This is a genomic window from Streptomyces tyrfis, assembly GCF_037034285.1.
Taxonomy (GTDB): Bacteria; Actinomycetota; Actinomycetes; order Streptomycetales; family Streptomycetaceae; genus Streptomyces.
Genome location: NZ_JBAGJZ010000028.1, coordinates 50,872 through 62,625 on the forward strand (window position 1 = coordinate 50,872; position 11,754 = coordinate 62,625).

At 72.9% G+C, this 11,754-nt stretch carries 7 protein-coding genes; 1 reads left to right on the forward strand and 6 read right to left on the reverse strand.

What is annotated here, in order from left to right:
* Positions 1-22: 22 nt before the first annotated feature.
* The 6 genes from WA762_RS21595 to eccD form a co-directional block, all read right to left on the reverse strand.
* Positions 23-3,001 (reverse strand): AAWKG family protein, encoded by a 2,979-nt coding sequence (locus tag WA762_RS21595; protein WP_335937615.1) that lies wholly within the window; start codon positions 2,999-3,001, stop codon positions 23-25.
* Between the two features lie 55 nt (positions 3,002-3,056).
* Positions 3,057-3,548, reverse strand: coding sequence for a type VII secretion system-associated protein (locus tag WA762_RS21600; protein WP_335937617.1), 492 nt, complete (start codon positions 3,546-3,548; stop codon positions 3,057-3,059).
* 48 nt (positions 3,549-3,596) lie between these two features.
* A complete protein-coding gene (locus WA762_RS21605; protein WP_335937619.1) occupies positions 3,597-3,926 on the reverse strand; it encodes a WXG100 family type VII secretion target in 330 nt (109 codons plus the stop codon).
* Positions 3,927-3,995: 69 nt separating this feature from the next.
* Positions 3,996-4,343, reverse strand: coding sequence for a WXG100 family type VII secretion target (locus WA762_RS21610; RefSeq protein ID WP_335937621.1), 348 nt, complete (start codon positions 4,341-4,343; stop codon positions 3,996-3,998).
* A 211-nt stretch (positions 4,344-4,554) separates the two neighbouring features.
* A complete protein-coding gene (gene eccB / locus WA762_RS21615; RefSeq protein ID WP_335937623.1) occupies positions 4,555-6,105 on the reverse strand; it encodes a type VII secretion protein EccB in 1,551 nt (516 codons plus the stop codon).
* Positions 6,106-6,121: 16 nt separating this feature from the next.
* Positions 6,122-7,519: a type VII secretion integral membrane protein EccD gene (gene eccD / locus WA762_RS21620; protein WP_335937624.1), complete on the reverse strand. Its 1,398-nt coding sequence runs from the start codon at positions 7,517-7,519 to the stop codon at positions 6,122-6,124.
* 232 nt (positions 7,520-7,751) lie between these two features.
* Here eccD and eccCa point away from each other — a divergent pair, with 232 nt between their 5' ends.
* Positions 7,752-11,717, forward strand: coding sequence for a type VII secretion protein EccCa (gene eccCa, locus WA762_RS21625; RefSeq protein ID WP_335937625.1), 3,966 nt, complete (start codon positions 7,752-7,754; stop codon positions 11,715-11,717).
* Positions 11,718-11,754: the final 37 nt, after the last annotated feature.

Genomic DNA, 11,754 nt, shown 5'->3' on the forward strand with positions numbered 1-11,754 from the left:
TCCGCCGCGCGTTCCGGCCCGGTCATCGTCCGATCACCCCGGCCACGCCGCCCTCGTCGGTGCCCCACACTTCCTCGTCCTCGCTCACCCAGGTGTGCCGCTCGCGCTCGTCGCTCTGGGTGTTGCCGGCCATGGCGCCCGCGCCGCCGCCCATCGGCGGCATCATCGGCGTCCCGCTCGACGAGCTGCTGGTGGCCGGCCGCCGCATCATCGCGGCCTCCTCGGCGGCCAGCTGGGCGTTCCGGGCGCGGACCGCGTTGGACTCCGCGGCGGCGACGCTCCTGGTCCGCTCCATGCCCGGCCCCGCCGCCCCGGCGGCCCCGGAGCCGCCGAGCGGGCTGAAGCTCGTCCCGCCGAGCGGGTTCGCGGTCAGCGGCGGGTTGACGCCGTCCTGGTCCGAGCCGGTGCCACCGCCGTGGCCGCCGCTGAGCGGCGAGGTGTACGTCCGCTTCGTGGAGTCGGGGTAGTCGTAGTAGTCGTAACCGCTCCAGCCGCCGCCGGAGGTCTTGTTGGCGCCCAGCCCGGAGCCGCCCGAGGACGAGAGGGTGCGACCGTACGCGTCGGTCGTGACCGAGCGGCCGTCCGGGTAGGTGATCTTGTGACCGCCGTCCTTGAACCGCTGGTCGACCGTGCCGTCCGGGTAGCGCGTGGTCGACGAGCCGTCCGTGTGGTGCGTGGTCTCGGCGCCCGTGCCGCCGCCCAGGGTGTTGAGGTGCTCGGTGGTCTTGTGCCCCTGGGCGTCGGTGGTGGTGTAGGTGCCGTCGGGGCCCAGCTTGGTGGTGCTGCCGTCCTTGTACGTCGTGGTGACCGTGCCGTCCGCGCCCACCTTCGCGATCGAGCCGTCGGCGTACTCGATGGTCGAGGTGCCCTTGCCCAGGTGCGAGACGGTCCTGGTGCCGTCCGGGTCGACGGTGGTGACGGTGCCGTTGGCGGCCACGGTGGTCTTCGTGCCGTCCGGGTACTGGGTCGTCGTCGCCCCGTCCTTGCCGAACGTGGTCGTGGAGCCGTCCGGGTGCTTGATCGTCCGGCCGGGCTCCGGATGGGTGACGGTGCTGTGGCCCTGGGCGTCGGTGCTGGTCAGCGTGCCGTTGGGGGCCAGCGTCGTGGAGGAGCCGTCCGGGTACTGGGTGGTCGTGGAACCGTCCGGCCTGATGGTGGTCCTGGTGCCGTCCTGGTACGTGACGGTCTCGCTGCCGTCCTTGTTCAGGACGGTCTTGGTGCCGTCCGGGTTGATCGTGGTGGTCGTGCCGTCCTTGTCGACCGTGGTGGTCGTGCCGTCCTTGTGCGTGGTGGTGCGCGAACCGTCCGCGTTGAACGACGTCGTGCTGGAGTCGGGGCCCTTGACGGTCTTGAGCGGGGCGCCGCCCGCACCTGGCCCCTGCGGTCCCAGCGTGCCGCCGCCGTTGGGGAGCAGCGGAGGGATCACTCCGGGCGGGGTGGTCTCCGTGCGGCCGTCGGGGAAGGTGGTGGTGCGGGAACCGTCGCCGTTGAGCACGGTGGTGGAGCCGTCCGGGTTGTGCGTCACCCCGTCGGCGCCCGTGCCGGTCTGGTTGAAGTCCAGCGGCGGGATCTTGCCCGTGTCGCCGCCCGACGTGAGGTCCCCGGTGCCGAAGCCCGTCCGGCCGTCCGAGAGGCCGCCGGAACCGCCGCCGTCGCTCACGTCGTTGAACCCGAGCGGCGGCTTGTCCGCGCCCGTGTCCTTGCCGGCGCCGTCCGTGCCCGTGTCGCCGCCGAGGCCGTCCGTTCCGGTGCCCCCGAGGCCCTTCCCGTCCCCGCCGCCGTCGAGCGTCTTCTGCAGCTCCTTGTTGGCCTCTTCCTGCTGCTTCTTGAGGTCCTCCTGTTCCTTCTTGAGGTCCTCCTGCTGCTTCTTCGTCTCGTTCTTGGCGTATTCGGTCTCCAGGCTGGTGACGCCCGCGGTGAAGACGTACGAGCCGGCCGACGCGTCGACCTTCGCCAGGGCGGCGTTGAGCGTCATGGCCTGCGTCTCCGCTGCGGTGTCCAGGCCCGCCAGGTTCGCGACCCACTGCCGGTACGCGGCACGGGAGACGTTCTTCCAGGACTCGACCTCCCGGAGGTCGCCGTATTCGGGCATGGTGGCGGAGAAGCCCGCGGCCATGGACCAGCGATTGCCGGAGCTGGTCATCTTGGCGATGTTGTTCGCGTTGAGCCAGATCGCGACCTTGTCGACCAGCAGGTCCAGTTGGGTGGTGGGCAGCCAGCCGGGCGCCGAGGTCCACGTCTGCCACGCCTTGTGCAGCTCGTCGGCCGCGGAGAACAGGGCGTTCTCCGCGAGGACCAGCTGCTCGCCGACGATGGACTTGGGGGAGTAGCCCGAGTCGGACTTCGCCGAGGGACTGGTCTTCGGGGCGAGCAGATGGACGAAGTCCTTGTAACCGGTGCCCAGTCCGTCGATCAGGCTCCGGAACACGTCCGCCCCGGAACCCTTCCAGACCGCGTTCTCGTCACCGAGGCTCTTGTGCCACTCCTCCAGCTTCGGGGAGTGCGCGGCGAAGAACTCGGGGACCCGGTCGAAGGCGCGCGCCGTGGTGACGAGGGACTTCAGGCTCAGGCTGTGCTCGGCGTCCACGGCGGGACGGTCGGAGAAGGAGAACCCGGTGGTGGTGAAGTTGGTGACCAGCGTCTCCAGGGCCAGCCCGTACGCCCAGTCGTACGCGCTCGCGATCCCGTCGTTGTGGAAGTGCGACCCGTTCGCCCCCGACCACGGCACACTGAGGTGAACCTCGTAGTAGCTGTTGTTCACGCTGCCGCTGTCGGGGTTGTAGAACTTGATGACCCGCTCAGGGCTGCCGGTGCCGGTGGACTGCTCGTTCACCGTCTGGTTGTAGCGGCTTCCCCTGTTGATGGAGATCCGCATCCACTCGCTGCCCCCGACGGCGTTCTCGTCGGCGCCGCCCACCCTTCCGACGTCCTCGCGCGTCCCGCCGTCGAAGCCGGTGAGCTGCTTGACGACGGCTTCCCACGTGGTCGACTGCAGAGGCATGGGCGGACCTTGTTTCCTCGGGAGGTGTGAGCGGCGGGGCGGGGCGGGCGCCGGGTCAGGCGGTCTTGGTGGTCTTCGGCGCCAGGTCGGCCTCCACGTTGTGGAGGTCGTTGAGGAACCGCTGGCCCTCCACCTGGTCCAGGCTCTCCTGCTGGGCCGTCTTCATCGAGTCGATGGTGGTGCCCAGGTTGAGCCTGATGTCGTCGAAGAGCTTCGCCTGGTCGTTCACCACGGTCTTGAACGAGTCGGCGGACGTCTGCATGTAGGCGAGCAGGCCCGTCGCGGTGATCGGGCCGTCGGCCTTCCCGTCGGAGAGCGCCAGGTTGCCCAGCTGCGGCCCGCCCTTCATGAAGAGCTGGGCGGGATTGGCCAGGGCCGAGACGAGTGTGGTCATCGACACCAACGCGACCGTCCCGTCCGTCGGATGCGTGTCGGTCTTGAGATCCGCGAGAGCGGTGACGAAGGCCGCGACGCCGTCGGTCTTGTCGTCGATGAACTTCTGGAGACTGTCCGGGTCGAGGTGGGACAGGTCGACGGTACTGGGCACGGTCGGTCTCGCAATCGGTCGGGACGGCCGGGGAGGGGGGAGGGCGGCTCAGCGGCCGATCTGCACGCCCTGCCAGTCGTTGGCGGTGTTCAGCTCGTGCCTGCGGTAGAGGTCCGAGATGTCGTCCAACGTGCCGCTGTGGCGCCGGAGGACCGCGCTGAGCCGGCGGGACGCCTCGTTCCACGCGTCCTGCTTCTGCTGGTACGTCACCGAGTCCTGGCCCTGCCAGGCGCCCCGCAGACCCGCCAGCTCCTCGTTGAGCGCGATGATGGTGTTCTGGATCGCCTGGGTCTGCATGCGCATGTCCTCGGCGGCCTGGTCGACGTGGTGGTACTCGACGTGGATGATGCCGTCGGTCTTGTTGGAGTAGTCGGGCATGGCGGGCTCCTCGGGCGGTCGGGCGGAGGGAAGGACGGAGAGCGAGGGGGGAAGGCGCGGCCGGGACCGTTACGGGGTCAGTGTGGAGAACACGTCGTTCGACGACTTCGTGGACGCGATCAGGTTGGTGGTGTTGCTCTGGGTCCGGCGCTGCGCGAGCCCGGTCTGCTCCAGCATCCGCATCATGTCGCCGAGGTTCTTGGTGATCACGTCGACCTGCTCGCTCCATTCCGCCAGCAGCCGCTGGTAGGCGCCGCCGTCCTCGCCGCCGTACGTCGTGACCAGCCCGCTCATGGTGGTCTTCACGTCGTCCTGCGAGCGCTTGACACCGTCCTGCGCCTGGCCCAGGGCGTTGTAGCCGAGCTGGTTGGCGGACTGCGACGAAGTCTGGATGTTGCCGGGCGGGGGAGTCGGCATGGGGGATTCCTTGTCTGATCGGAACCGGTACGGGACCGGGGCGCCTGGAGAGGGGGGAACACCTGTCCAATTGGCTGTGATGCTAGGGAGATTCAGGCGACACGTGCAATCGGCTGAGGTGAAATCTGAGCTTTTCCTGATCTTCGGGCGCGGCCGACGCGCACATCGGCGCGAGGTGTGAAGAGGGAGATGCCGGACGGACACCCAAGGTTCATCCGCAGTACGGGCTCGCCGCCCCCGATGTCCTCGCCGCGCCCGACGCCTTCGCCGCGCCCGAGGTGCTCGCGGCGGCCGACGCCTTCCCGGCGTCCGGCTGCCGCGACGCCGGCTGCCGGTCGCCGGTCGCCACCGCCGCGTCGAGCACCGGTCCCGTCGGCAGCATGTCCAGCAGCCGGGACGGCACGGCCTGGGCGTGACCGCCCTTCAGCCCCAGCCGCTCCACCGAGTCGGCGTCCGGCAGGCGGTACTTCACCCCGACATCGGTGACCAGGTACGTCGTCGTGCCGATCACCCCGCCGCCGGCGCCCAGCGCCTGGACGAGCGCGCCGCCCCCGGGGAGCACCGCCACGCCGTCCACCGGCAGGCAGGCCCCGGAGATCTCCGCCCCGGAGGCGGGCGCGGAGAGGGGCCCCGCACCGGACACCAGGGCCAGGCGCACCCGGGGCGCGGCCCCGTCCGGCTGCACCTGGGCGCAGACGGCCGTGCCGGGTCCGGGCGACTGCGCGGCGGGGGTCCGCGCCGGCCAGTCGGCCGGGTCCGCGCCCGCCTTGCCCGCCGGTGCCTGATGCTGCGTCAACTGGTCGGCGGTCAGGCGGATCGCCGCCGGAGCGGCGCCCCGGTACGCCTGCTTCGCGGTGCGGTCGTCGCCCAGCACGAGAGCGGCCGCGGGCGCGCCGAGCGGGCGCAGACCGGCCTTCTCCAGCAGGAAGTACTGCGCCGCCGCGCCCGGCGAGGCCAGCTCGAAGACCTGACCGACCCGGCTGGGGCCGCCGCCGATGGCCGGGCCCGCGGAGCCCCGCCCGTCGACCTCGGGCGGAGCCAGGTCGGTTCCGGCCGGCACGCTGTCCAGGAACGCGGCCGACACCGGCACCGCGGCGGTCCCGGAATAGCCCAGCGCCTGGGCCGCGCCGTGCCCGCCGAGCCGCAGCCGGTGGTCGCCCCACAGCACGTACCGGGCGCCGTCGGGGCCCGCCACCAGCACCGCCCGCCGCGTCCCCGGGAACGTGCCGCCGGCGGGGAAGCCCAGCCGCAGCGTGGTGACCGGACGCCGGCCCGTGCCGTCCGGCCCGGTCCGCTCCGGCTCGTCCGCGCAGACCTGCCAGGCGCCCTGCTCCAGGTCGTCGAGCGCGGGCAGCGCGTCCGGCGCGCCGGGAATGCCCACCGGCGTGCCGTGCGCCTCGCCGCGCAGCGAGGCCGCCGACACCTGGACGGCCTTCAGCCGGTCCGCGGCGATCAGCCGCGCGGAGGCGTAGTTCAGCACCGGACGCAGCCGCCCGTCCAGGTAGAGGTACCGGGTGCCGGTGTCCTTCTGCACGATCAACGCGTCCGCCTGGCGCCACGACGTGGAGCCCGACGGCGCGATGAGCCCGAACAGCACGGACCCCACCGCCATCACGACCCCGAGGCCGACGCCCCACGCCATGCCTCGGTTGGTGCGCCCCACCGGGCTCTCCGGCGCGTCCGGATCCCCCCGCAGCATCCCGCTGGTGAGCCGCCCCATGACGAACATGTGGGCCTGGACCTGGTCCTTCCTGGACTGCATGTGTCCCGCCCTCCCCTCAGCCGGTCACGCCGCGCAGGGCGCCGTACACACCGAGCACCCACAACGACAACGGGATCAACGCCACGGCCGCCAGCGTGTGCAGGATGTCCGCGGCCCGGCCCCAGTACGGCAGCAGCCGCCGCCCCGGCACCGTCCAGGACGCGATCGCCGCGACCGCGGCCGCCGCCAGCAGACCGGCGAGCAGCGCGGGCCGCTGCCCGGCAGGCAGCTCCCCGGCCGCCCGGACCGCCATCAGCACCAGCCCGTACAGCCCGGGCAGCAGCACCGCGGGCCGCTGCCAGACCTGGCCGACGCCGCGCGCGTGCAGCAGCAGGAGCAGGCACAGCACCGCGGCCGTCACCAGCGACGGAGCGCCCGGGGCGTCCAGGACCAGCGCGGTCAGCACACCCGCGCACACCACGCCGACCGCCGCGTACAGCGCGGTCATCCACTCCTCGGCCAGGCCGGTGCGGCTCACCACCCGCTGGTGCGGGTGCGGCTCGATGCCCTCCTGCAACTGCTCGGCGTTGGTGGGCAGCGCGGGCAGCCGCAGCCCCGACAGACGGAACGCGAGCCCCGGCACCAGACCGCCGAACACCACCGCGACCACCGCCACCACGCTCGCCGCGTGGCCGGCCGGCACGTCCAGCGCCAGCATCAGCACCGCCCACACGGCGCCCGCCACCGCGACCACCGCCGCACACAACAGCAACGGCACGAACGCCGCCACCGCAGCCACCGCGAGGATCGCCCCGCCGGCCGCCGCCGCCGACGCGGCCAGCAGCCGCGCACCCAGCAACTGCCCGCCCGCGTCGGGATCCCCGACCGGCAGCAGCGCACCCGCCAGCGCCAGATACGGCGCCACCAGCGCACCGAGCGCCGCCCCCGCCGCCGAGTCCCCGACCGCGCGACTGGCCGACGCGGCACCGAACAGCACCAGCAGCGCCGTGCCCGCGGCGACCGCCGCCCGCAGCGGCGCGGAACCGCCGGGCAGCGCCAGCACCAGCAGCCCGGCCGCCAGCAGCACCACCGCGGTGCCGCGCAGCAGCCACCGGCTGGTCCGGGTGTCCCAGCCGTGCGGGCGCTCCCGCATGGCGCCGGCCACCCCGTCCACCAGGTCGTCGAAGTGGATCGGCGGCAACACCTCGGCGCGCGGGCGCAGATGGAGCGTCTCCCCGTCGCGCAGCCCCAGCGCCTCGGGGGTGCTCTCCTCGTCCAGCGGCTCCTCGCCGAGGCGTTGCAGCACCCAGCCGCCGTGCTCGATGCCCTGTTCCGCCAGGTCCTCCCCGGCGTGGTCGAGCAGTGTCGGGAGCAGGTCCGCGACGGGGACGTCGCCGGGAACGGCGAGGTCCAGGGTCCGCCGGGGGGTTCGTACCGTGAGCCGGCACAGGCCGGGGCTCGATATGTCAGTCATGGTGGCTGGCCGCACCTCTCCGAGGGGCCGGGATACCGAAGTCGATCACCGCACACTACCGTTGGCCGCGCGTCAGGTCACAAGGACCCCGTTCCGGCCGTGAGCGTGCCGCGCGGAGCGTGTGCCCCGCGCCCACCACCGGCCCGGACGCGACGAACGCGGCGCGCGTGCCCGGCATTCCGGCCCCGCGCGCACCCGGGAGACGGCGCGACGAGCCCGAGGAGACTTCAGCGTGAGCACCGTTCTGTTCCGCAGGCCCGCCCGCAGGCGCGGTCCCGACATGCCCGACGGCGAACTGAGCCTCCAGGAGCCGCCGACCCTGCCGGAGGCCACCCCCAACACCTCCGCCATCTGGATGTACCTCCCGATGGGCCTCACGTCGCTCGCGATGCTCATGATGTTCATCAAGCCCGGGCAGGCCACCACCTTCAGCTACATGGCGATCGGCCTGATGCTGCTGTCCTCCGTCGGCATGATCGTCGGCCAGTTCATCCGCAGCGCCGGCGAGCGCAAGCGCAAGCTCAAGGGCGAACGCCGCGACTACCTGCGCTACCTGGCGCAGACCCGGCGCAAGATCCGCCGCACCGTCGGCCAGCAGCAGAAGGCGCTGGCCTGGCGGCACCCCCACCCGGCCGCCCTGTGGGCCCTCACCGGCACCAGCAGGCAGTGGGAACGCCGCCCCGCCGACGAGGACTTCGCCGAGGTGCGGGTCGCGGTCGGCGAACAGAAGCTCGGCACCCGCCTCGCCCCGCTCGCCACCAAGCCCGTCGAGGACCTCGAACCGCTCTCCGCGCACGCGCTGCGCAGCTTCATCCGCGCCTACGGCACCGTTCCCGACCAGCCGATCGCGCTCTATCTGCGGGCGTGGTCGCGGATCCTGGTCCAGGGCGACCCGGACGCCGCCCGCGCCCTGGCCCGGGCCCTGATCGCCCAGCTCGCCGCCTTCCACGCGCCCGAGGAACTGACCGTCGCCCTCTGCGTCGACGACGAGCGGCGCGCCGACTGGGAGTGGGTGAAGTGGCTGCCGCACGCCCAGCACGCCTACCAGCGCGACGGCGCGGGCCAGGCCCGCATCGCCGCCGCCGGACTCGTCGAACTGGAGGAGCTGCTCGGCGCCGACTTCACCGAACGCCCGCCCTTCGACCCCGACACCCCGCCCGGCCGCGAGGAACCCTTCACCCTGATCGTCGTCGACGGCGGAACGGTCCCCGGCGGGCACCGGCTGGAGGGCCCCGGCTACCGCAACACCGTCGTCCTCGACCTGTCCGCCGCCTTCCCCTGGAAGGCCGCCCGCGGCACCCTGCGGCTGCGCTTCGAGGACGGCGGTCTCCACCTCGTGCGCACCGACCGCGAACGCAAGGAGCAGGCCACCCTGCTCGGCCGCCCCGACGCGCTGGGCCCGGCCGCCGCCCGCACCCTCGCCGCCCGGCTCGCCCCCTTCCGGCTCGGCGGCGGGGCGACCGCCGCCGAACCCTTCGCCGCCGACACCGAACTCACCAGCCTCCTCGGCATAGCCGACCTGCGCCGGCACGACCCGGCCCGGCTGTGGGACCGTCCGCTGGAGGGCCGCCGGCGGCTGCGCGTCCCGATCGCCGTCGGCGAGGACGGCACCCCCGTCGAACTCGACATCAAGGAATCCGCGCAGGGCGGCATGGGCCCGCACGGCATGCTCATCGGCGCCACCGGCTCCGGCAAGAGCGAACTGCTGCGCACCCTGGTCCTCGGTCTCGCCCTCACCCACTCCTCCGAGACGCTCAACTTCGTCCTCGTCGACTTCAAGGGCGGCGCGACCTTCCTCGGCATGGACGAACTGCCGCACACCTCAGCCGTCATCACCAACCTCGCCGACGAGACCGCGCTCGTCGGCCGCATGCAGGACGCCGTCCACGGCGAACTGATCAGACGTCAGGAACTGCTGCGGAAGGCCGGCAACTACTCGTCCGTGCTGGAGTACGAGAGGGCGCGCGCCGCCGGGACCCCGCTCGCCCCGCTGCCGAGCCTGTTCATCGTCGTCGACGAGTTCAGCGAACTGCTCGCCGCGCACCGCGAGTTCATGGAGCTGTTCGTGATGATCGGCCGCCTCGGCCGCTCCCTGGGCGTCCATCTGCTGCTGGCCTCGCAGCGGCTGGAGGAAGGACGCATGCACCAGCTGGAGAGCCACCTCTCCTACCGCATCGGCCTGCGCACCTTCTCCGCCATCGAGAGCCGCGGCGTCCTCGGCGTGCCCGACGCCTACCACCTGCCGCCCACCCCCGGCAGCGGCTACCTCAAGAGCGGCGTCGAGGCCCTCACCCGGTTCCGCGCCGCCTATGTCTCCGGCACGTACAAGACCCGGCGCGGCAGCGTGCAACAGGCCCAGATCGCCCGGCAGGTGGTGCCGTGGGGCACCGGCTGGGTGGTGCCCCGCACCCTGCCCGCCGCCCCCGAACCGGAACCGGCGTCCGAGCAGGAGACCGGCGAGACCCTGCTCGGACTGGCCCTGGACCGGCTCCGCGACAGCGGTCCGCCCGCCCACCAGGTGTGGCTGCCGCCGCTGGACGCCCCGCCCGCCCTGGACGCCCTGCTGCCCCCGCTGGTGCCGGACCCCGACTTCGGCCTCACCACCGCGGGATCACCGGACCGGGGCAGGCTGCGGGTGCCGGTCGGCATCGTCGACAAGCCCTTCGAGCAGGTACGCGACCTGCTCACCGTCGACCTCTCCGGCGCGGGCGGCCACATCGCCGTCGCCGGCGGCCCGCAGAGCGGCAAGAGCACCCTGCTGCGCACCCTCATCACGGCGCTCGCCCTCACCCACACCCCCCGCGAAGTGCAGTTCTACTGCCTCGACTTCGGCGGCGGCGCGCTCGCCGGACTCGCCGGGCTGCCGCACGTGGGCGGCGTCGCGGGCCGTCTCGACCGCGAGCGCGTCTCCCGGACCCTGGCCGAGGTCACCTCGCTGCTCAACCGCCGCGAGCTGTTCTTCCAGGAGGAGGGCATCGACTCGATGGCCTCCTACCGCAAGCGGCGGGCCGCCGGACAGTACCCCGACGAGCCGTTCGGCGACGTGTTCCTCGTCGTGGACGGGTGGTCGACGGTCCGCACCGACATGTTCGACGACCTGTCCGTCTTCAACGGCCTGGCCTCGCGCGGCCTCAACTACGGCGTCCACCTGATGGTGAGCACCTCCCGCTGGGTCGAGCTGTCCGCCGCGCTCCGCGACCAGATCGGCACCCGCCTGGAACTGCGGATGGGCGACCCCATGGACTCCGCCGTCGACATCCGCAAGGCCGGCTCCGTCCCCACCCTGCCGGGCCGCGGCCTGAGCCCGGAGAAGCTGCACTTCCTCGCCGCGCTGCCGCGCATCGACGGCCAGGAGCAGTCGGAGGACCTGACCGAGGCGCTCGCCGACCTGGTCGGGGCCGTCGCGGAGAGCTGGGACGCCCCGTACGCGCCCCAGGTGCGGATGCTGCCGACCAGCCTCCCCGCCGCCGAACTCCCCGCCGCCGAGGAACCGCTGCGGATCCCCCTCGGCCTGGACGAGGCCGAACTCGCCCCGGTCTGGCACGACTTCGCGCAGAGCCCGCACCTGACGCTGGTCGGCGACACCGAGAGCGGCAAGACCAGCGCGCTGCGGCTGATCGCCCAGCGCATCATGGCCGCCCACACCCCCGACCAGGCCCGCATCCTGGTCGTCGACTACCGCCGCGAACTGGTCGAGGCGGTCCCCGAGGCGTACCGCCTGGGCCACGCGGTCGCCGCCGACCCGCTGCGCGAGCTGATCGACGGGGTCACCCGCGCCATGGTCGTGCGGACCCCCGGCGAGGACATCTCCCCGGCCCGGATGCGCCGCGCCGACTGGTGGCAGGGCCCCCGCCTGTTCGTGCTGGTCGACGACTACGAGATGGTCGGCTCCGGCTTCAACAGCCCCCTCGAACCGCTCCTGCCGCACCTGCCGCTGGGCTACGAGCTCGGTCTGCACCTGGTGATCGCCCGCGCCGCCGCCGGAGCGAGCCGACTCGACCAGGTCATGCGCAAGCTCCAGGAGGTCAACTCCCCGGCCCTGCTGATGTCCTGCCCGCCCACCGAGGGCTACGTCTTCGAGAACATCAAGCCGCGCATCCTGCCGCCCGGCCGGGCGCTGCGGATCGCCCGGCGCAAGTCCGCCCTCGTGCAACTGGCCCTGCCCGACGAGCCGGACGGCCCGGCCGAGGAGGAGTGAGGCGAGCGGCGCGTCGGCGTCCCGCCCGCACCGGCCC